This is a genomic window from Halorubrum rutilum, from assembly GCF_042665015.1.
In the GTDB taxonomy this organism is placed as follows: Archaea; Halobacteriota; Halobacteria; order Halobacteriales; family Haloferacaceae; genus Halorubrum; species Halorubrum rutilum.
The window spans coordinates 1-18,528 of the sequence record NZ_JBHTBL010000001.1 but is presented as its reverse complement, the minus strand read 5'-3'; the positions used below and the strand labels follow the sequence as shown (position 1 = coordinate 18,528).

At 72.3% G+C, this 18,528-nt stretch carries 22 protein-coding genes and 1 tRNA gene; 10 read left to right on the top strand and 13 right to left on the bottom strand.

Going from position 1 to position 18,528, the window contains the following annotated elements:
- Positions 1-46: 46 nt before the first annotated feature.
- The 7 genes from ACFQMF_RS00115 to ACFQMF_RS00085 form a co-directional block, all read right to left on the bottom strand.
- Positions 47-1,111 carry a sensor histidine kinase gene (locus tag ACFQMF_RS00115; RefSeq protein WP_256407895.1) on the bottom strand — a complete coding sequence of 355 codons (1,065 nt, stop codon included), beginning with the start codon at positions 1,109-1,111 and terminating at the stop codon, positions 47-49.
- 73 nt (positions 1,112-1,184) lie between these two features.
- A complete protein-coding gene (locus ACFQMF_RS00110; protein WP_256407896.1) occupies positions 1,185-1,976 on the bottom strand; it encodes an HpcH/HpaI aldolase family protein in 792 nt (263 codons plus the stop codon).
- A gap of 58 nt (positions 1,977-2,034) precedes the next feature.
- A complete protein-coding gene (locus tag ACFQMF_RS00105; protein ID WP_256407897.1) occupies positions 2,035-3,132 on the bottom strand; it encodes a PAS domain-containing response regulator in 1,098 nt (365 codons plus the stop codon).
- Between the two features lie 188 nt (positions 3,133-3,320).
- The gene (locus ACFQMF_RS00100) at positions 3,321-3,734 is read right to left on the bottom strand and encodes a Rieske (2Fe-2S) protein (RefSeq protein ID WP_256407898.1); all 414 of its coding nucleotides are present in this window, start codon (positions 3,732-3,734) and stop codon (positions 3,321-3,323) included.
- A 43-nt stretch (positions 3,735-3,777) separates the two neighbouring features.
- Complete coding sequence (locus ACFQMF_RS00095; RefSeq protein WP_256407899.1) at positions 3,778-4,416, bottom strand: DUF6517 family protein; 639 nt, start codon at positions 4,414-4,416, stop codon at positions 3,778-3,780.
- Positions 4,417-4,584: 168 nt separating this feature from the next.
- Positions 4,585-5,250, bottom strand: coding sequence for an AIM24 family protein (locus ACFQMF_RS00090; RefSeq protein WP_256407900.1), 666 nt, complete (start codon positions 5,248-5,250; stop codon positions 4,585-4,587).
- 826 nt (positions 5,251-6,076) lie between these two features.
- A complete protein-coding gene (locus tag ACFQMF_RS00085) occupies positions 6,077-6,448 on the bottom strand; it encodes an ArsR/SmtB family transcription factor (RefSeq protein ID WP_256407901.1) in 372 nt (123 codons plus the stop codon).
- A gap of 136 nt (positions 6,449-6,584) precedes the next feature.
- Between ACFQMF_RS00085 and ACFQMF_RS00080 the strand changes: the two genes are divergently transcribed.
- Complete coding sequence (locus ACFQMF_RS00080; RefSeq protein WP_256407902.1) at positions 6,585-7,151, top strand: GbsR/MarR family transcriptional regulator; 567 nt, start codon at positions 6,585-6,587, stop codon at positions 7,149-7,151.
- Positions 7,152-7,188: 37 nt separating this feature from the next.
- On the opposite strand, the gene ACFQMF_RS00075 is transcribed toward ACFQMF_RS00080, so the two are convergent.
- Entirely contained in the window at positions 7,189-7,740 is a 552-nt protein-coding gene (locus tag ACFQMF_RS00075) for a hypothetical protein (protein ID WP_256407903.1), read from the bottom strand.
- Between the two features lie 158 nt (positions 7,741-7,898).
- Here ACFQMF_RS00075 and ACFQMF_RS00070 point away from each other — a divergent pair, with 158 nt between their 5' ends.
- Complete coding sequence (locus ACFQMF_RS00070) at positions 7,899-8,366, top strand: hypothetical protein (protein ID WP_256407904.1); 468 nt, start codon at positions 7,899-7,901, stop codon at positions 8,364-8,366.
- A 93-nt stretch (positions 8,367-8,459) separates the two neighbouring features.
- On the opposite strand, the gene ACFQMF_RS00065 is transcribed toward ACFQMF_RS00070, so the two are convergent.
- Both ACFQMF_RS00065 and ACFQMF_RS00060 read right to left on the bottom strand, forming a co-directional pair.
- Complete coding sequence (locus ACFQMF_RS00065) at positions 8,460-8,705, bottom strand: hypothetical protein (RefSeq protein WP_256407905.1); 246 nt, start codon at positions 8,703-8,705, stop codon at positions 8,460-8,462.
- Positions 8,706-8,834: 129 nt separating this feature from the next.
- Positions 8,835-9,272 carry a universal stress protein gene (locus ACFQMF_RS00060; protein ID WP_256407906.1) on the bottom strand — a complete coding sequence of 146 codons (438 nt, stop codon included), beginning with the start codon at positions 9,270-9,272 and terminating at the stop codon, positions 8,835-8,837.
- Between the two features lie 232 nt (positions 9,273-9,504).
- On the opposite strand from ACFQMF_RS00060, the gene ACFQMF_RS00055 reads away from it, so the two are divergent.
- Positions 9,505-9,942 (top strand): hypothetical protein, encoded by a 438-nt coding sequence (locus ACFQMF_RS00055; RefSeq protein WP_256407907.1) that lies wholly within the window; start codon positions 9,505-9,507, stop codon positions 9,940-9,942.
- A gap of 132 nt (positions 9,943-10,074) precedes the next feature.
- Complete coding sequence (locus ACFQMF_RS00050; protein WP_256407908.1) at positions 10,075-11,625, top strand: glutamate-cysteine ligase family protein; 1,551 nt, start codon at positions 10,075-10,077, stop codon at positions 11,623-11,625.
- 104 nt (positions 11,626-11,729) lie between these two features.
- Here the strand turns inward: ACFQMF_RS00050 and ACFQMF_RS00045 are convergent, their stop codons facing one another.
- A complete protein-coding gene (locus tag ACFQMF_RS00045) occupies positions 11,730-12,611 on the bottom strand; it encodes a hypothetical protein (protein ID WP_256407909.1) in 882 nt (293 codons plus the stop codon).
- Positions 12,612-12,781: 170 nt separating this feature from the next.
- On the opposite strand from ACFQMF_RS00045, the gene ACFQMF_RS00040 reads away from it, so the two are divergent.
- The 3 genes from ACFQMF_RS00040 to ACFQMF_RS00030 all read left to right on the top strand — a co-directional run bounded on the left by ACFQMF_RS00040 (position 12,782) and on the right by ACFQMF_RS00030 (position 15,223).
- Entirely contained in the window at positions 12,782-13,375 is a 594-nt protein-coding gene (locus tag ACFQMF_RS00040) for a class I SAM-dependent methyltransferase (RefSeq protein WP_256407910.1), read from the top strand.
- Positions 13,376-13,441: 66 nt separating this feature from the next.
- Positions 13,442-13,759, top strand: a complete 318-nt coding sequence (locus ACFQMF_RS00035; RefSeq protein ID WP_465261784.1) for a BolA family protein — start codon at positions 13,442-13,444, stop codon at positions 13,757-13,759.
- Positions 13,760-13,813: 54 nt separating this feature from the next.
- Positions 13,814-15,223: a class II fumarate hydratase gene (locus tag ACFQMF_RS00030; RefSeq protein WP_256407912.1), complete on the top strand. Its 1,410-nt coding sequence runs from the start codon at positions 13,814-13,816 to the stop codon at positions 15,221-15,223.
- Between the two features lie 6 nt (positions 15,224-15,229).
- Here the strand turns inward: ACFQMF_RS00030 and ACFQMF_RS00025 are convergent, their stop codons facing one another.
- Positions 15,230-16,003: a DUF7847 domain-containing protein gene (locus tag ACFQMF_RS00025; protein ID WP_256407913.1), complete on the bottom strand. Its 774-nt coding sequence runs from the start codon at positions 16,001-16,003 to the stop codon at positions 15,230-15,232.
- Between the two features lie 214 nt (positions 16,004-16,217).
- On the opposite strand from ACFQMF_RS00025, the gene ACFQMF_RS00020 reads away from it, so the two are divergent.
- Both ACFQMF_RS00020 and ACFQMF_RS00015 read left to right on the top strand, forming a co-directional pair.
- Positions 16,218-16,712 carry a metal-dependent hydrolase gene (locus tag ACFQMF_RS00020; RefSeq protein WP_256407914.1) on the top strand — a complete coding sequence of 165 codons (495 nt, stop codon included), beginning with the start codon at positions 16,218-16,220 and terminating at the stop codon, positions 16,710-16,712.
- Positions 16,713-16,831: 119 nt separating this feature from the next.
- The gene (locus tag ACFQMF_RS00015) at positions 16,832-17,098 is read left to right on the top strand and encodes a hypothetical protein (RefSeq protein ID WP_256407915.1); all 267 of its coding nucleotides are present in this window, start codon (positions 16,832-16,834) and stop codon (positions 17,096-17,098) included.
- Positions 17,099-17,284: 186 nt separating this feature from the next.
- On the opposite strand, the gene ACFQMF_RS00010 is transcribed toward ACFQMF_RS00015, so the two are convergent.
- Positions 17,285-17,438: transfer RNA gene (locus ACFQMF_RS00010), tRNA-Met, on the bottom strand.
- A 164-nt stretch (positions 17,439-17,602) separates the two neighbouring features.
- Here ACFQMF_RS00010 and ACFQMF_RS00005 point away from each other — a divergent pair.
- The coding region (locus ACFQMF_RS00005) for a DUF7115 domain-containing protein (protein WP_379791355.1) at positions 17,603-18,528 on the top strand (926 nt) is incomplete at its 3' end.

The window sequence follows — 18,528 nt, the reverse complement described above, 5'->3', positions numbered from 1 at the left end:
CGCGGTCGGCCCGCGGTCTCCCCGCGCGGTCGCCCAATTCCACCGCTCAGGACCCCTCGACGGTCGGTAACGCGATCCGGACGACGGTCCCGGTCGGCTCGTTCTCTAGCAGCTCGAACGTGCCGCCGGCGGTCTCGACGGTCCAGTAGATGATCCAGAGCCCGAGCCCCTGCGTGTGGACGAGCGGCGTCTCCGTCGGCCCCTCGACCGCGTCCACGTCGAACTGGGGGATCCCCGCCCCGGTGTCGGCGATCTCGACGACTGCCGCCCCGGACCGATCCGTGCTGAGCGTGACGGTCACGGCGGCGTCGCTCGGCGTGTGCTCGGCCGCGTTGCGGATCCCCTCCTCGATCGCCGTCGGGAGCGCCGGGTGCGACCGCACGCGCGGGTCGCCGTCGAACTCCGTCGCGATCAACGTCTCGGGATGCGCCGCCCCGACCGCCTCCGCCCGCTCTTCGACGAGCGTCCGGAGGCGGAACGTCTCGCGCCGGTCGGTGTTCCAGATGGAGACGATCTCCCGCGTCCGGTCGGTCGTCTCGACGAGGCGCTCCAGGTGCGTCCGCGCGGTTCGCACGTCGTCGTCGGTCTCCGGGCCGTGGTCGCGCCGTTCGACCCTGTCCAGGGTGCCGAGCGCGACGGTGAGCTCGTTCCGGAGGTTGTGTCGGAGCACGCGCTGGTTGATCGTCAACAGCTTGGTCAGGTCGCGGGCCTCGTCGAGCCGCTCGTCGGCCTCGACGGCGTGCAGCCCGCCGCGGACGCCGACCGCCGACCCGAGGCTCGTCGCGAACGCGAGGAGGAAGGTGAACTCCGACGGGTCGCCCTCCAGCGCCCAGATCAGCCAGACCGCGAGCGCGAGGAGCGCGAACGAGCCCGCCACGGCGGCCGCCAGCCGCAGCGCGCGCCACTTGCCCGACCGGGAGACCGGTCGGTTCGGGAGCCCGTACCCGGTCCCGACGACGAGGAGGGCGATGGCGCAGATCACGAACGCCTCGAGCGCCGTCCCGATCCCCTCGCCCTCGGTGACGAGGTGCGCGAGGCCGAGGCCGAGACAGAAGGCCCCGAGCGCGTACACCCCGTGTTGGGGACGGACCCGATCGCGTGAGAACGACACGGCTGGTCATACGAAGGGGAATGTAAAGGGTTTCGCCACTCCGCCGGTCGCGGCCGACCGGGGCGCCCTCGGCCTACGCGTCGCCCTCGTCGCCGTCGAGCCAGTCCGCGGCCGCCGTCCTGAGCGCGCCGGTCGTGCTCCCGAGGGTCAGCAGCTGGTAGCCGTCCGCGGCCTTCTCGTCGGCGTCCGCCGCGTCGAACGCGAGCCCGCCGACCGGCACGCCGGCGGCGATGGCCTTCGACCGGACCGTCTCCACCGCCTCCCGCACCGCCGGGTGATCGGTCTCGCCAGGGTGGCCGAGCGAGACCGACAGGTCGTACGGCCCGACGAAGACGAAGCCGAGCTCCGGGACGGCGAGGATGTCGTCGAGGTTCGCGACCGCCGCCTCGGTCTCGATCGTCGCGCCGACGAGCGTCTCCGCGTCCTCGGTCGCGAGGTAGTCCTCGCCGAGCCCCCAGCGGCGGGCGCGCGGCGCGGCCAGCCCGCGGTCCCCGGGCTCGCCGTCGTAGTCGAAGCGCGCCGACTTGACCGCCGCCCGCACCTCGTCCGGGCCCTCCACGCGCGGGAGGAAGACGTTCCGCACGCCCAGGTCGAGCGCCTTTCGGACGAGCGTCGGGTCGGCGCTCGGGAGCCGCACGAGCAGCTCCGTGTCGGTCGCCTCGGCCGCGCGGAGCAGGTCCTCGAACCGGCCCGCGTCCCACGGGTCCGGCCCGCCGTGTTCGAGGTCCAGCCAGACGACGTCGAGCCCGAGGTCGCCGTAGAGCTCCACGAGCCGCGGGCTGTAGGCGTCTTCGAGCACGCCGAACGCGACGTCGCCCTCGTCGAAGGCGGTCGCCAGGTCGTTGGTCGACGGTGAGTCCGTCATCGGCCTCGGTTCGACCGCGCCCCGGATACGTCTGCCGACCGCGTCGGCCGCGGGCCGGTCAGCGCTCGCGGGCGATGACGAAGAACCGCTCCGCCCCGCGGAGGTCGACCTGCGCGACGTGCACCTCGACGGGGAGCGTCGACCCGTCGCGACGGCGGTAGCGTCCCCTGAGCTCTCGCATCTCGCCGGGCTCCATCTCGGCCCACGTGCGCCTCGCTTCGTCGGGGTCGAGCGACTCGTCGACCTCCCAGACGCGCCTGCCGAGGAGCTCGTCCGCCGCGTAGCCGAGCTCGTCGCACAGCCGGCGGTTGGCGTCCACGATCCGCCCGTCCGCGTCGTGGAGGTCGATGAGGTCGGGCGACTGCTCGAAGAGGATGTCCAGCTTGGCGGCCTTCGCTTCGAGCTCCGCCTCGCGCTCCTTCCGGTCGGAGATGTCGCGGACGATGCAGACGTGCCCGCCGTCGTCGAGGCCCGCGAGCGAGAGCAGCTTCGGGTAGACGCTGTCGTCGACGCGCTTCCCGACGGACTCGTCGGACCACGGGTCGTCGGAGAGCGAGGGGATCACCTCCTCGCGGAGCCGCTCGGCCTCCTCCTCGGGGACGGTCGTCGCCCAGGGCTCGCCGATCAGGGCCGCGGGGTCGACTCCGTACAGCTCGGCGTACGCGTCGTTCATGTCGGTGTAGCGGCCGTCCGGGCCGATGACGGCGATCCCCTCCTCGGAGGCCTCGACGGCCCTCGCCCAGAGGTCGGCCTCGCGCTCCGCCCGCCGCCGCTCGACCGCGTTGACGATCCGGTTCGCGAGGAGCTCGAAGTGGTCGGCGCCGCCGCCCTTCTGCAGGTAGTCGGTGACGCCCGCGGAGATGGCGCTGCTCGCGACGGCCTCCGACCCCTTCCCGGTGAAGAGGATGAAGGGGAGGTCCGGTCGCTCCGCGCGGACGGCTTCGAGGAACTCGATCCCGTTCCGGTCCGGCATGTCGTAGTCGGAGACGACGCAGTCGAACTCGCCGGTCGCGAGGGCGTCGAGCCCCGCCTCGGTGTCGGCGACCGACTCCACGTCGATCCGATCCTCGATGCGCGCGAGGTACGTGGCCGTGAGCTCCGCGAACCCCTCGTCGTCCTCCGCGTGGAGCACTCGGATCGACGTTTCTCCGACCACGGTGTGCCATGAGAGTCAAAGGACTTAGTCGCTACCCCCCGCCGCGATCGTCGCGACCGCGTCGCGGCCTTAGTCGCGGCCCGAGGGGCGGGATCACTCGGGAGGGGGAAGAGGAAGGGAGGAGAGGGGCTGCCCCCGGCTGACGGCGGACGAGGGGCCACTGACGGGAGCCGACCGAACGACGGCGATCAGAGCGACAGGTGCGAGGTCGACCCCGGGTCGCCGTCGTCGGTCCCGCCCTCGTGTCGGAACGAGTAGCCGTCGTCGGTCAGGTAGACGGCGCCGTCGCCGACGGCGACCTCGACGGCCCGGAGCGTCGTCCCGGCCGCCGGACCGTTGTCGCAGTCGCCGGAGCAGGCGTCGAACAGCGAGCCGTGTCGCGGACAGATCACCTCGCCGTCCCGCATCGGCACGCCGTCGCCCGTGTCGAACCGCTGGCTCTCGTGGGGACAGGTGTTGACCCACGCCCGGACCCCGGGCGGCTCCTCGCAGGGCACGAGGACGACCTCCCGGTCGTTCGTGAACCGGTCGGCCGCCGTGAAGCGGTAGGACCCGCGCTCGGTGACGGTCTCGACGTCGGTCAGCCTCGTCCCGTTCGGCATCGGGCCTGTCAACGGGCGCTCCGACCTAAAGCGCCGGGGTCGGCTACGCGTCCCGCGCGACCGCGCCGAACGGCGCGTCGCCGTCCGCGCCGTCCGGGGAGACGAACACGGCCGTGACGGCGTCCTCGCCCGCGCGAACGCGGGCTCGCCGCAGGCTTACCGCCCCGCCGTCGGCGGTCGCGGTCGCCGTCTCGACCGCGGCCTCGCCCCCGAGCATCGGCCGCGACCCCGCCGTCTCCCGGCCGGAGACGTCCGCGACGCTCAGCCCCGTCGCCAGCTCGACGACGCGGGCGTCGCCGAGCTCGGTCACCGGATCTCGAACGACGTCGAACCGATCGATGACGGTGACGGCCGGCGCGGTGACGACGCCGAACCGGCGCCCGTCGTCGGCCTCGTAGCCGCGTCGGAACGCGGTCGCGATCACCTCTCGGGTGCTCGTGAGCTCGACGTCCCCGGAGAGGTCGACCCTGACCGTGACCTCCAGCGTCGTCTCGGTCGAGAGCGTCTCCGCGTAGCCGCCGCTCGACGCCGCCGGCTCGGGGAGGTACGCCGGTTCGGTCGCGCTCGCCTCGATCGGCTCCCGCTCCTCGGGGAGCAGTCCGCAGCCGGCGGTCGTCGCCAGCGCGGCGACCGCGCCGGTGAGGACGGCGCGCCGCGAGCGGGGCGCTCGGCCGCCGGTCATCGGTCGTCGCCGTCGCCGTCGTAGCGGTTCGGACCGCCGGGCGGTCGGGCCGGCACTCCGGTCGGGACGAGTGCGCCGATCACGCCCTCGGGTTCGTCTCCATCGACAAAACGCTGTGGTCGGCCGGGGACCGCGGCCCCTCGGGAGCGCTCCGCGCGTCGCCGCCGGCTACGCCTGCGTGACCGACCCCTCCTCGTGCGGCTGGACGACGACGAACCCGTCGGAACCGGTGAACTCCATCTGGAACGACTCGCCGGAGGTCTGTCCGACCTCGATGAGCTTGTTCGTCTCGATGGACGGCGAGAGGTTGGCGCTCCACGCCACGGTGGCGTCGGGGTCGGTGAACACCGGCGGGGTCATCACCAGCGGGTCGCCGTGCGTCGAGATCGCGACCTCGCCCGGACCGGTGAGGAACACGTTCGTCAGGCCGCCCGCGGCCATCCCGGAGAGGCTGCCGACGGTGTTGATCTCGTAGTCGACGTCGGCGTCGAACGCCAGGACGTCGTTGCCGTTGACCGAGACCGACTCGCCGTCGTCGAGGTTGAGCACCTGTACCTTCTTGCTCTGCTCGGCGGCGTACAGCTGGCCCTCGCCCTCGGCCTCCATGATCGGGGTCCCCTCGCCGCTGACGGCCTCCTTCACGATCCCGGTGACGCCGCCCTCCGCGGAGGCGCGGCCGGTGAAGGTGAGGTTGCCGGTGTACGCGACCATCGCGCCGGCCTTCAGCATCACCGTCCCGGAGACCGGAACGCGCAGCAGCCTGTTGTTCGCCTTCTGGAAGCCGGTGCCGTCCGCGTCTGGCGCGTTCGACCGCGTGAACTCGTCGAGGTCCATGCTCGCACGAACGATCGTTCGGACGACACTTGTGAGTCGCGGAGGGTAAAACGCGATTTTGAGCCTGTCGAGCGCCGTTCAGACGGGTCGTCGTGCGAAGCGATCGGTCGAAGATTCCTCTGGGCCGATGATGAGAGCGGCCGTCTCAGCTCGTCGGTAGCGACACGGCGAGCAAACAATCGTAGGCGACGCTCACTCACAGACAGCCGATGCGGTGGCGCGCGGCTCCGAGCGGCCGCCCTCGGCGGCCGCGAAGGAGCGCGTGCGAGGGAGTCGCTGGCGCGGAACGCGCCAGCGACAGGGCGAGAGCGAAGCTCTCGCTTGCAACCGGACGTAGTCCGGCGACGAGGCTGGGGAGGCGTGAGGTGCGGTCGCGGTGCGGGGCGGGACTCAAAGGGGCAGCCACGAGGCGGGCGCAGGCGACGTAAGCAGGGTGGCGCTACGCGCCATGGGCAGCCGGCGGCTTTGCCGCCGGCGACACCGCAACGAGAGAGCGAACGAAGTGAGCGACCGAGTGCGGAGCGCAGCGAGCGTGCGCCCGCCTCGTGGCTGGGGCTTTGTGGGTGTTCTCCGGGGTAGAAACGACGTAGTGCCGAGCGGCTGGGACTTTGGACGACTTCACCACACCAGCGTCAACCCCGGATCACCGGGGAATCGGGACTTTGGAGGCGCTCGTCACAGCGCCCTAACTACTCAAAAAATATCGATAACGACACTAGCCGTCGGATATGGCGACCGCTCGACGAACTCGATACGCCTGTCCGCGCGGCGCCGTGTTCGTACCGAACTCGGTCGATCCGGGTCGAACTCGCGGCGTCCGGGTCCCTCAGGACCCGTCGCGTTCCGTCGACGAATCGTCGGACGAGCCGCCGAAACGCACGACGAGCCGCTCGGTCGTCGGGGCGTAGACGGTCATCTCCGTCCCCTTCTCGGAGTACCAGGTCTTGACCGGGGCGATCAGCTCCGCCTCGCAGAGCCGGTCGAGGTGGTACGTCACGTTCTGGAGGGACGCGTCGACGTCGGCGGCGACGTCGGAGGCCGTGCCGGGCTCGTCCGTGAGCGCGGCGAGGACCCGCTGGGCGGTGTCACACGAGAGGGCGCGGAGGGCGTCGGTCGGCTCGTCGCGTCCGATGACGACGTCCGTCTCCTCTCGCGGGGCGTGGTCGACCGTCGGCTGGTGTGGAAACGCGCTTGCCATGGGCTTGGAGGGTGAGCGAGGTATTCGCTCTGTTCGGTTCAAGCCGAACGAATCAAACGATTTAATACTTACGAAACGTCTACGTCGCGTATGGCCGTTCGACACGCTCACCGGTCCGCGCGACGGGGGCACCCGTATGAGTGAGGACGCCGCGGTCGCCCGCGAGCGCGTCATCGAGTCGCTCGAACAGTCGGCCGAGGTGTACGGGCTGAGCCGCAGCGCCGGTCGGATCTACGGCGTGCTCTACTTCGCGACCGACCCGCTGTCGATCCCCGAGCTCGTCGAGCGGACCGGGTACGCGAAGTCGACCGTCAGCAACGTCACTCGCACGCTCACGCGGGTCGGGCTGATCCGGCGACGGTCCTCGGACGGCGGCGGGCGGCGGGTCCGGTTCGCCGCCGAGCGGGAGGTCTGGTTCATCGTCCAGACCGTCTTCCGGCAGTACGTGTCCCGCGAGCTGCAGACCACGCACCGGGAGATCCGACGCGCGGAACGCGGCCTCGACGACGCCGAGGACGCCGACGACGCCGAGGACGCCGAAGACGCAGACGACGCCGACGGGACAGACGACGCAAACGGCGTCGAGGCCGAGCGGATCCGCGAGCTCCGGGAGACGTACGCGGACCTCCAGGAGATCGTCGAGCTCGCGTCCGACCTCTCCGCCGCGGAACTGCGGGACGCGCTGGAGTCCTACGAGCGGTAGCGCTCGCCGGTCCCCGCGTCCTCCCGATCGAACGCCCCTACCAGTACACCGCGTACGTGCACTCGTCGCCGCCCTCTCGCCGGCAGCTCGATCCGACCTCCTCGATGAAGACGAACGAGTCGACCGGGGCGTGTTCCCGCGCCACGCCGCGGATCAGCCCGCGGTCGAACGGGCACGGGTACGGCGTGTGACACGTCACCTCGCCGGTCCGGTCGTCGACGCGCTCGAAGCGGTACTCGCCGACCTCCCCGCCGCGGTGGTTCCGGCGGTAGGCGTCGTCGATCCCGCGGAGCCCGGCCGGAACGGTATCCGACTCGTCCGGCCAATCGGCGACGTCGGGGAGCTGCTCGCCGAGCCGGTCGAGGACGTGCGGCTGGAGGTCCGCCGCGATGGTCTCGAACGCGTCCAGCCACGCCTGCTGCGGGTACCACTCGTCGGGCGCCGGATCGCGGATCCCCGCCTCCGCGAGCGCCGCGAGCGCCCGGTCGCGGTACGCGTCGGAGAACCGACCCATCCCCTCCTCGACGACCGACAGGACCGTCCGACCGTTCACCTCCGCGTCCCGGTCGAACGCCTCGTACGGAGTCATGCTGCGCGTCTAACGAGTTCGGGGACATAAACCCAACACATCGGACGACGGGCGGACGGACGCCGCGACGCGGCGCGGCGGTCGCGACGGGCGCCCGTCCGAGAAGCTTCATCTTATCTGACAAAAAGGTAATACGGGTGGGGACGCCTCGTGAGTCCATGGTGAAGAGCACGGTCCGGTTTCCCGAGTCGGTCGTCGGCGAGATCGAGTCGCTGGTCGAGGAGGGCCAGTTCGAGAGCAAGTCCGAGTTCTACCGGTTCTCGACCGACTACGTGCTGAAACAAGTGCTCGACGACTACGAGCCGGAGACGATCGACTACGAGGAGATCAGGGGGGAGGTGATGCCGCGGGCGGAGCGCGAGCTCGGCGGCGACGCCGACGCGGACCACCCGCCGTTCTTCGAGAGCGTCGCCTTCGTGCGGAAGCTCGCGCTCCGCGGGAACTTCAGCGACGCCGAGGACTTCATCGACCACCAGTACGTGCCGGGCGACCGCCACGCGGTCGTCCTCGAAGAGCTCCTCCGGCTGTACCGGGCGGAGGCGGCCCCCGCCCCGCGGGGGACCGTTCCGCAGGAGACCGCCCCGGACCGCGAGCCGCGGGCCGCGCCGGACGAGCCGCAGCGCTGATCGGTCGCCGCCTCCTCCGACCCTGCTCGGCTCAGTCGCCCGGTTTCCCCGCTCAGCTGCCTGGATTTCTCGCTCAGCCCCCGGCTTCCTCGCTCAGTTCTCCGACTCCCCTCGGCTCAGTCGCCACCGGAGCGCCGCGGCGACGGCGAGCACCGCCGCGAACGTGACGATCCCGGAGATCAGCGCGCCGCGAGCGCCGGTGACGCCGGCGGTGAACGCGCTCGCCGACGCCCCGCCGCCGGCGACGGCCGCGCCGCCGGCCAGTCCGCCGAACCCGATACAACAGAGGCTCAACAGGCTGACGAGCGACAGCGACCCGAGCAGACCGTCCCCGCTCACGGGCCGGCCCTCCGCCTCCGAACCGAGCCGGGCGCCGGGGGCGGCGTCGGTGCGAACGCGTTCATGCTTCCGGCTCGTCGATCCGCGCGTGAATAAGTGACGGGATCTGGCGCGTCGCGCGTCAGACCGTCACGCCGACGCGGGGACGGAGACGACCGTCGTCGACGCGTCGCGGAGGACCCGCTCCGTCGTGCTGCCGAGCAGGTCGCCCGCGGCGTCGCGCGCGCCGCGGGTCCCCATGACGATCGCGTCGGCGTCGACGTCCTCGGCGTACGCGACGATCTCGCGGGAGGGGACGCCCTCCGCGATCGCGGTCTCGCAGTCGATCTCCGCCGCGGTCGCCTCCGTCTCGATCCGCTCGACGGCCGCTTCGAGGCGGAGGCGCTCCGCCTCGTCGTCGCCGCCGTCGGCCACGCCCGGCGTCCCCGATCGCTCGTACGTCGGGAGCTCCTCGACAACGCCGAGGACGTGGATCGCCCCGTCGGGGGCCGTGACCTCGATCGCGTCGTCCACGGCCGCGAACGCGGCGTCGCTACCGCCGGTCGGGATCAGGGTCGTGCCGTACATGCGGTCGGCGATACGGGCGCGTTTCCAAAGAGAATTACCGTCGTCCGAGGCCCCGCGGAGGCCGCGACGCGTCGCCAGCGCGCGGCGGACGAACTGCCGTCGCCGCGACGGACGCATCACCGTCTCCGTGACGCGCCGTCGTCACCTCCGATCCGATGAACGGCCCGCGAACCGGCCGCTAAAGGGCCAGTAAGATATTTCAGCGTTCAGCTGTTGATCGTTACCAAGCGTCATGGAAGTCGCGGACGACGGATCGGATCGGCCCCGATCCGACGACGATTCACGAGGGCGTCACACGTATCGGACGGACCGGGCCGTCCGCGAGGGCGGTCGGCTCCTCGGCGAGGTCGACGGCGACCGCTTCCGCGAGGTGCTCCTGCGCCACCCGGACGCGTGCGAGGCGTACAGGATGATATCGGGGACCGGATACCGGGACCCGGCGGAGGCGACGGGGAGCTACACCGCGGCGGAACACGCCGGCCGGGTCGAGGCGGACGTCGAGTCGGTCGCGGCGGGACTGATCGACCCCGCCCACACCTGCGTCGTCAGGCTCGACACGACCGGGCCGCAGCTCGCGACGGTCCGGAACGAGGTCGAGCGGGCGCAGGTCGAGTTCGACGTCGACCGGGTCCGGTGGGTGGCGCCGGAGGGGACGGGCTCCGGCGGCTGACCCGACGGCCGGCTCGTCCGCGCCGTACCGGACCGCACGGACCGCACCCCGCCGCGTCCGGTTCCGACGCACCGAGGGCCTTCGTGTCGGCTCGGAGTTACTTTCATGTCGGATTCCGACCTATGCGTGTGTATGACTAGCACGGGAGACGACCCGGTCGAGCGGCTGAAGGGGGTCGCCGACGTCGACGTGGAGGCGTTCGACGCGCGAGTCCGCGAGGAGGCCGACGCGGTCCGGGACCACGTGGACGCGGGGACGTTCGACAACGAGCAGGTGACGACCGGGCTGGAGTACGAGTTCTACGCCGTCGACCGGGAGACGAGGGTGCTCCGCCGGATCCCGCGATCGCTCCTGTCCTGCGCGGGGTTCGACCGGGAGCTCGGGCTCCACAACGCGGAGCTCAACTCCTCCGTCCACCCGTTCACGGGTCGCGGGGTCGACGCCGTCCGGGCCGAGGTCGTCGGGAAGGTGGACGCGTTCCAGCGGCGCGCCGCCGGAGACGGGATCCGCCTCGTGAGCGACGGCATGTGGGCGGTCGGGCCGGCGGAGCAGACGACCGAGGGCTACCTGACCGAGGCCACCCGCGAGGGAGGGCTGACGCTCGGGATCAACGTCAGCAACGGGGTCCGGTACCACGGGTTCGCCAGCGTCGGCGACGACCGGATGATCGGCGGCGAGATCGACGTCCCCGGCGCGCGGATCGACGCCGACAGCGCCGGGCCGGTCAGCCTCACCGCGTCGATCCAGCCCCACTACCAGCCCCGCCGCGCCGCCGCCCTCCCGCGGTACCACCGGGCCGCGATACGGCTCGCCGGGCCGCTCCTCGCGCTCGCCGCGAACTCGCCGTTCCTGCCGCCCGCGCTCTACGACGACCCCGGACCCGACCGCGACCTGCTCGTGAGCGACGGGTACGCCGAACACCGGATCCCGGTGTACGAACAGATGATGAACCCGGCCGGACGCGACCGGAAGGTGAAGCTCCCCCGCGACGTCGACACCACCGGAGCGGCGGTCGAGCGGATCGCGTCCGACCCCGTGCTGGTTCCGGCGGAGATCGAGGCGGCGGGCCGGTTCGACGACGAGTTCGTCCACTTCCGACACAAGCACGGGAGCTACTGGCGGTGGGTCCGCCCGGTGTTCGACGGCGCGACCGAGGAGCGCGCCAGCGCCCGGATCGAGTTCCGACCGGTCCCCGGGCAGCCGACGGTCCCCGACTCGACGGCGGTCCTCGCCGCCTTCGGCGGGGCGATGCGGGGGATCGTCGAGCGCGACCACCCGGTGCTCGACCTCCCGTGGGAGCGGGCCGAGGAGAACTTCTACGCGGCCGCCCGCGGCGGGCTCGACGCCGAGATGACCTGGGTCACGGCCGACGGCGACGAGACGACGGACCCGGAGGAGCTGTACGGCGACCTGTTCGCGGCCGCGGCGGTCGGCCTGGAGGCGCACGGCTGTACGGCGGACCGGACCGCGGCCGCGCTCGCCCCGCTCCGGCACCGGGTCGAGACCGGTCGGACGCCCGCGGGCTGGAAGCGGTCCGCCGTCGAGGTCGCGCTCGACGAGGGCGAGGCGCCCGCCGAGGCGGTCCGGACGACCCAGCGCGCCTACGTCCGACTCCAGGGGCGGACGCTCTACGACGGGTCGCTCGCGGACTGGCCCGACCCGGAGGCGGTCGTTCACGTCTGAGTCGGGGGCCGGAGGCGGGGGAGGCCGGCGCGTGGGCGGCGACCGAGACCGGCGGCGTTCGGGACCGGAGTCGCCGCGACGCGCCGCCCCGGCCGCGGGACGGATCAGCCGCGTCGCACCGCGATGTCGGAGTAGCCGCAGCCGTCACAGGAGAGGGTCTCGCGGGCGCCGAACCGGTACGCCGACAGGGCCGCCCCGCAGCGCGGGCAGGGGTCGCCCGCGGCGAGCGGCGGCGCGTGGCGGACGCCCGCGACCACGAGCCGGACGGCGAGCTCGTCCCCGGCCGCCTCGTCGACCGCGCCGCCCCAGATCACGTTGGCGTCGGCGCCGATCCGCTCGCGGACCGCCGCGATCGCGTCGGTCGCGGCGGCGACGCTCGTGGCCGGATCGACGACGACGTCCACGAGGACCGCGCTCGCGTCGGTCGCGTCGACCCCGGTCGGGAGTCCGTCGAAGGCCGCCGCGACCGCGCCCCCCGGCGCGTCGCGGTCGGCGGTCCCGGTTCCCAGGGCGGCGACGCCGGCCGAGAGCACCGTCTCGGCGTCGGTGAGGTCGAGGTTGACGAAGCCGGGCTCCTGGACCGTCGCGAGGAACGCGCGGACCGCCGGCTCGACGGCGTCGCCCTCGGCGAGCAACGCGGCGTCGACGGCGTCGCGGACCGCCGCCAGCGCGTCGCCCTCGGCCGCGACCGCGGGGACGACCGCGACCGCGAAGGCGTCGAGGGCGGCGAGCGCCCGGAGCGTCTCGGCCGCCTCGCCGTCCTCGCCGACCTCGTCGGGGTCGAGGGCGACGACGACGGCCGCCGGGGGCCTGGGGGCGGCCCCCGACGCGTCGGCCGCCTCCGCGAGGAGGTCCTCGGCCGACGCGTGCCTGGCGTTCCGGAACGACGCGCCGGCGAGCCGGTCGGCGTACGCGCCGAGGCCGCAGACGACGACCGAGCCGCCGAGGGCGTCGGCCGCCTCGCGCAGGTCGTCCCGGTGGGTCATCCGAGCGGGCCGTTTCGACTCCGGCGACAAACCCCTTCGCACTCGCTCGCGGCCGGGGCGACCGACCGCGGGCGGTCGCCGCCGGCGGGACGCTCCCGGCGAGACGTACTGAGCGGGACGCCGCCGGCCGGATCCCAACCGCTAAGCCCCGCCGACCGCGACCGACCGGCATGGAGCGCTTCCGGAACACGGGGCAGCCGGACTGGGACTGGTGGGGACGGATCTGGCCGACGCCGGGCGACACGCTCCGGCGGCTCGGCCTGACGCCGGGCGACCGCGTCGCCGAGATCGGTTGCGGCAACGGCTACTTCGCCCTGCCGGCCGCGCGGGTCGCGGCCCCGGCGTCGGCGTACGCCGTCGACCTCGACGAGTCGCTGCTCGCCGAGCTGGAGGGGCTCGCCGACGTGCAGGGGATCGACAACGTCGTCCCGGTCCGCGGCGACGCCCGCGACCTCGCCGACCTCCTCCCCGAGCCGGTCGACCTGGCGCTGCTCGCGAACGCCTTCCACGGGGTCGACGACCGGGCCGCGTTCGTCGAGGGCGTCGCGGCCGCGCTCGCCGCCGACGGGCGGTTCGTCGTCATTAACTGGCGCGACCGACCCCGCGAGGAGACGGCGATCGCCGGCGAGCCGCGCGGCCCGCCGACCGAGTTGCGGGTGGGGCCCGAGGAGACGCGGCGCGCGGTCGAGGGCGCGAGCGACCTGCGGCTCGCCCGCGAGGTCGATCTGCCGCCGTTCCACTACGGGCTGGTCTTCGAACGCTGAGCGGCGGGCGCCGCCGCGGCCATGCAATCGCTTTTTGTCCGGGCGGACCCGAGTCGGCGTATGACCATCGAACCGGCCGCGATCGAGGACCTCATCGAGGCGGAGATCCCGGACGCCGTCGCCCGCGTGACGGCGCCGCGGGTCCACGACGACGAGGACGAGGACGCCCACTTCGCGGCCGTCGTCGTCTCGCCCGCCTTCGACGGCGAGTCGCTCGTCGACCAGCACCAGCGCGTGTACGACGCCGTCGGCGACCGCATGACCCGCTCGGTCCACGCCCTGGAGATCAAGACGTACACGCCGGCCGACTACGCCGAGCACGGCGACGGGAGCCTCGCGTCGGAACTCCGCGAGGCGGGGCTGTTCCCGGTCGGCGACGAGTGAGGGCGGCGACCCGCTTTCAGTAGCTTTTACCCGGTCTCGCGGGAAGCGTCGCGTATGGGTGAGGACTACCGCACGGAGGAGGACAGCCTCGGCGAGATGCAGGTGCCGGCGGACGCCTACTGGGGGGCACAGACCCAGCGCGCGGTCGAGAACTTCCCGATCTCGGGGATCGGAATGAGCCGGCGGTTCATTCGCGCGCTCGGCGTCGTCAAGAAGGCGGCCGCGCAGGCGAACCGCGACCTCGGCCTCGTCGACGACGACACCGCGGAGGCGATCGTCGCCGCCGCCGACGAGGTGATCGCCGGCGAGCACGACGACCAGTTCCCGGTCGACGTGTTCCAGACCGGCTCCGGCACCTCCTCGAACATGAACGCGAACGAGGTGATCGCCAACCGCGCCGCCGAGATCGCGGGCGCGGAGGTCGGCGACCGCGTCGTCCACCCGAACGACCACGTCAACTACGGTCAGTCGTCGAACGACGTGATCCCGACCGCGATGCACGTCGCCGCGCTGGAGGCCGTCGAGAAGGACCTCGTCCCCGCCCTCGAAACCCTCCACGCCGAGCTCGAAGCCAAGGAGACGGAGTTCGACGGCGTCGTCAAGACCGGGCGCACGCACCTCCAGGACGCCACTCCGATCCGGCTCGGCCAGGAGTTCGGCGGCTACCGGACGCAGGTCGCGAAGGGGATCGAGCGCGCCGAGGGCGTCCAGTCGAACCTCCGCGAGCTCGCGCTGGGCGGCACCGCGGTCGGCACGGGGCTCAACACCCACCCCGACTTCCCGGAGCTCGCCGCCGAATACATCTCCGACGAGACGAACACGACGTTCCGCGAGGCCGAGAACCACTTCGAGGCGCAGGCCGCCCACGACGCGATGAGCGAGGCGCACGGCGCGCTCCGCACGATCGCCGGCAGCATGAACAAGATCGCCAACGACCTGCGGCTGCTCGCCTCGGGCCCCCGCAACGGGCTCGGCGAGATCGAGCAGCCCGAGAACCAGCCCGGCTCCTCGATCATGCCCGGGAAGATCAACCCGGTCGTCGCCGAGTCGGTCAATCAGGTCCACAAGCAGGTCGTCGGCAACGACGCCGCGGTCTCGGCGGGGACCGCGCGCGGCGAGATCGACCTGAACCTCTACAAGCCGGTCATCGCGCACAACTTCCTCGAGTCCGCCGAGCTGCTCTCGAACGCCGCGGCGACGTTCGGCGAGCGCTTCGTCGCGAAGCTGGCGGCCAACGAGGCGCACTGCGAGACCCGCGTCGAGCAGTCGATGGCGCTGGCGACCGCGCTGAACCCCGCGATCGGCTACGACAAGGCGAGCGAGGTCGCGAAGACGGCCCTGAAGGAGGGGAAGAGCGTCCGCGAGGCCGCGGTCGAGGCCGGCTACCTCACCGAGGACGAGGCCGACGAGGTGCTCGACCCCGAGGCGATGACGCGCCGCGTGATCCTCGGCAACGAGGACTGAGAGCCGCTACAGCTTCGGCGTCTGCGACGCGTCGACCGGCCCGGGCGCCGTCCGGTTCGCGTTCGGTCGCCCGTCGCGCAGCTGAAGGTACGCGGACGCGATGATCCCGTAGTACGGGACGAAGAAGGCCGCCGAGAGCGCGGCGGCGACGAGGTCGGACGCGAGGGGCACGCCGGCGAGGTCGGCGAGGGACGTGGTGGCGCCCAGCACGAGGCCGAACAGCCCGGAGAGGAGCACGAGGACGGCGAGCTTGAGCCGGGAGCCGCGGGCGAGCGCCCAGCTCCGCTTGAGGCTCCCGACGACGCCGCCGTCCTCGACGGCGACGACGAAGACGAAGAACAGGAACGAGGCCGCGAGGAACACCCCCGGGAAGAAGAGGAGGGCGAAGCCGACCGCGACGGCGACGCTCACGGCGATCCCGCCGACCAGCGCGACGAGCGTGGCGCGCCCGAGGCGCTCGGTCAGCGCCGGGGGGAACGTCGACGCCTCGCTCAGCGGCTGGGCGAACGTCCGCGAGAGGACGACGAAGTACGCCGAGCTCACGAGCGTGAGCGCGGCGAACAGCGCGATCCCGACGCCGCCGGAGACGGGGAGCACGAGTCCGGCTTCCCCGCTGAACTGCGCCGCGGCCTCGGGCGGGAGGAAGCCGGCCACGGCGGTGTTGACACTCGTTTGGATCCCGAGCTGGATCAGGAGGAGCCCGACGAAGAGGACCCCGCCGGCTCGGGTGAAGGTACGCCTGAAACCGTCGCTGACCGCACGGCCGAGTTGGAGGGCCATCGCGCCGGAACGTCTCGGCGAGTTCCAATAAAATAATCGAATCGACGCGGCGTTTCCGGCCGTGAAACCCGCTCGCGACCGGGGAGGTCCCCGCCCGCGGCGAGTCGGCCACCGGCGGCGAGCCCGTCGATCCGACCGCCGTCCGGAGGCGACGGTCCCCGACCCACGCGTGGGGACGCGTAACAGCCTTTTCGGTCGCCGTCGATGTCCACATATGCACCGGAAGGGGCACGTCGGCGCGTCGCTCGTCGTCTACGCACCGTTCGGGTTCGCCCTCGCCGCGCTCGCCTCGATCGAGGCGGCCGCGGTCGTCGCGGCGGCCGTCGCCTCGACGGCGATGGTCCCGGACCTCGACATGAAGGTCCCGTTCGTGAACCACCGCGGGATCACCCACACCGTGTGGTTCGCGCTCGCGGTCGGGGTCGCCTTCGGGGCCGCCGGGGCGATGCTCGGGCTTCGGGAGAGCGCCCTCGCCGCCGCGCTCGTCGGCGGGCTCGCGTTCCTGTTCGGCGCGCTGACGATCGTCTCGCACCTGCTGGCCGACGCGCTCACCCCGATGGGGATCGAGCCGTTCGCGCCCGTCCGAGACGACCATTACACGCTCGACCTGTTCAGGGCCGCGAATCCGGTCGCGAACTACGGCCTGCTCGCGCTCGGCGGCGTCGTCGTCGCGGGCGCGCTCGTCGCCGGCGCGGCGCTCCCGGTCTGACCCGCGGAAGCGGACTCGCGGCGCGCTACTCGGCGACTGACCCGCAGCTATGTTTAATTAATCTAATACGAGTGCAAGAAATGGTCGATTATTTGTTAATGAGGTATGATATATGACGCATGGTGTCCGGCGGTCGCGACGCTGACGAGTACACGTACCCGTCGTTCGACGGGTATCAACCCTCGCTCAAGCTCCTCGGTGGGGGCCTGTGGACACTCGCTCTCGTCTCGATACTCGGGCTCTGGGCTCTCGTGGACTTCGACGCGTCGCCTGCGGCGTCGACGGTCGGTCTCGCCGTCATCGCGCGCGCCTTCGTCGGCGTCGTCGTGTTCGTGGCCGTATTCCCGATCGTCTTCCGTCTGCGCCGGATCGCGCGCCAGGCGTGAACCCCCGTCCGTGGACGCATCCACGCCTCACCGGTGCAACTAGCGGGTCACCCGATCACCGAGGCGCCGACCCGTCGCCGTGTCCGGTGTGATCTCCTCACTTTCGACACGACGCGGTTCGTGTCGAGACTGCCCAGCGCTCCAGCTGGTGGTGGTTATGACTGCACCTGCCAACAATACGGTAGATGGCCGGGGTGGGCTCCGAACCCACGATCTCCGCATGTCCCAGGTCCGAGGCTCGGCGGAGCCACGGGAAGGACGCGGACGCTTCCAAGGCGTCACCGCACCGAATCTCCGAACCCTATGAGTGCGGCGCTATGTCCAGCTAAGCCACCCGGCCTCACCCTTCCGTACCGCGATGAGACTCTTTAACCTTCCCATCCGTCGGAGGGGTGGGAGGCGGTGACAGAGGGGAGCGCGTCCCGCGAATCGGTCGGTCCGAGGGCCGAAGTGCCCGGGCGCGGACCCCGCGGATTTATGCGTGGCGGGGCGAATCCTCGGGGTATGAGCCTTCCCGACCTGCTCGCGGAGACCGTCGGCGACGAGGACGTCGTCGCCGAGGTCTCGCTCGGGGGAGCCGACCGGCTCGCGGTCACGCCGACGCGGACGCTCGTCTATCGCGGCGACGGGCTGCTGTCGGACGAGACGGTCGCGGAGTACTCCCACGACGTCGAGCGCATCGCGGTCTCGACGGGCCGCCGCAAGGCGAAACTCACCCTCGGCTACGGCCTCGACGGCGACGAGACCCTCTCGCTGCCGGCGGACCGCGCCGACGAGGCCCTGCACCCGATCCTCGCCGGCGTCCTCTCCGCGACCGGCGTCACCGACCCCGGCGAGTCCGTCCTCCGCACCTTCCGCTTCTCCGAGCTCACCCTCGTCGTCACCAGCGATCGCCTCGTCAAACACGTCGGCGCCGCGGTGTGGGACGAGGAGTTCGAGGAGTTCCCCTACGCCGACCTCACCGGCCTCGACTTCGAGGAGGGGACCGTCGCGACCGCGGTCGTCCTCGCGCACGGCGGCCGCTCCGAGCGGTTCAAGGCCCCCAACGAGTCCGCCCGCGCGGTCCGCGAGACCCTCGTCGACGCCGTCTGCGACTACCACGACGCGGACAGCTTGGAGGAGTTCCGCGTCGCCGTCGCCGACGACGAGTCCGACGAGGACGCGGGCGCCGACGAGACCACCGACTTCGGCGAGGGTCCCGACCCGCTCTCGGCCTCGCCCGCCGCCGACGCCGAGGCGGAGGGCGGGGCGGGCGACCTCGACGGCGCGACGAGCGCGATGGACGACCCGCTCTCCGCGGGCGTCGGCGGGGCGGACGGGTCCGCCGCGACCGGGACCGACGACGGGTCCGGGTCCGGAACGGCGCCCGCGAGCGGCGCGGCCGGAGGGCGCGACCCCGCCGCCGACGACGCCGGCGCGCCGCGCGAGAC

Excerpts from the sequence above, each read along its gene's own strand:
- ACFQMF_RS00110 (WP_256407896.1), bottom strand. The coding sequence starts at position 1,976 with ATGACGGACTCACCGTCGACCAACGACCTGGCGACCGCCTTCGACGAG.
- ACFQMF_RS00100 (WP_256407898.1), bottom strand. The coding sequence starts at position 3,734 with ATGCCGAACGGGACGAGGCTGACCGACGTCGAGACCGTCACCGAGCGC.
- ACFQMF_RS00095 (WP_256407899.1), bottom strand. The coding sequence starts at position 4,416 with ATGACCGGCGGCCGAGCGCCCCGCTCGCGGCGCGCCGTCCTCACCGGC.
- ACFQMF_RS00090 (WP_256407900.1), bottom strand. The coding sequence starts at position 5,250 with ATGGACCTCGACGAGTTCACGCGGTCGAACGCGCCAGACGCGGACGGC.
- ACFQMF_RS00085 (WP_256407901.1), bottom strand. The coding sequence starts at position 6,448 with ATGGCAAGCGCGTTTCCACACCAGCCGACGGTCGACCACGCCCCGCGA.
- ACFQMF_RS00080 (WP_256407902.1), top strand. The coding sequence starts at position 6,585 with ATGAGTGAGGACGCCGCGGTCGCCCGCGAGCGCGTCATCGAGTCGCTC.
- ACFQMF_RS00075 (WP_256407903.1), bottom strand. The coding sequence starts at position 7,740 with ATGACTCCGTACGAGGCGTTCGACCGGGACGCGGAGGTGAACGGTCGG.
- ACFQMF_RS00070 (WP_256407904.1), top strand. The coding sequence starts at position 7,899 with ATGGTGAAGAGCACGGTCCGGTTTCCCGAGTCGGTCGTCGGCGAGATC.
- ACFQMF_RS00060 (WP_256407906.1), bottom strand. The coding sequence starts at position 9,272 with ATGTACGGCACGACCCTGATCCCGACCGGCGGTAGCGACGCCGCGTTC.
- ACFQMF_RS00055 (WP_256407907.1), top strand. The coding sequence starts at position 9,505 with ATGGAAGTCGCGGACGACGGATCGGATCGGCCCCGATCCGACGACGAT.
- ACFQMF_RS00050 (WP_256407908.1), top strand. The coding sequence starts at position 10,075 with ATGACTAGCACGGGAGACGACCCGGTCGAGCGGCTGAAGGGGGTCGCC.
- ACFQMF_RS00045 (WP_256407909.1), bottom strand. The coding sequence starts at position 12,611 with ATGACCCACCGGGACGACCTGCGCGAGGCGGCCGACGCCCTCGGCGGC.
- ACFQMF_RS00040 (WP_256407910.1), top strand. The coding sequence starts at position 12,782 with ATGGAGCGCTTCCGGAACACGGGGCAGCCGGACTGGGACTGGTGGGGA.
- ACFQMF_RS00030 (WP_256407912.1), top strand. The coding sequence starts at position 13,814 with ATGGGTGAGGACTACCGCACGGAGGAGGACAGCCTCGGCGAGATGCAG.
- ACFQMF_RS00025 (WP_256407913.1), bottom strand. The coding sequence starts at position 16,003 with ATGGCCCTCCAACTCGGCCGTGCGGTCAGCGACGGTTTCAGGCGTACC.
- ACFQMF_RS00020 (WP_256407914.1), top strand. The coding sequence starts at position 16,218 with ATGCACCGGAAGGGGCACGTCGGCGCGTCGCTCGTCGTCTACGCACCG.
- ACFQMF_RS00015 (WP_256407915.1), top strand. The coding sequence starts at position 16,832 with ATGGTGTCCGGCGGTCGCGACGCTGACGAGTACACGTACCCGTCGTTC.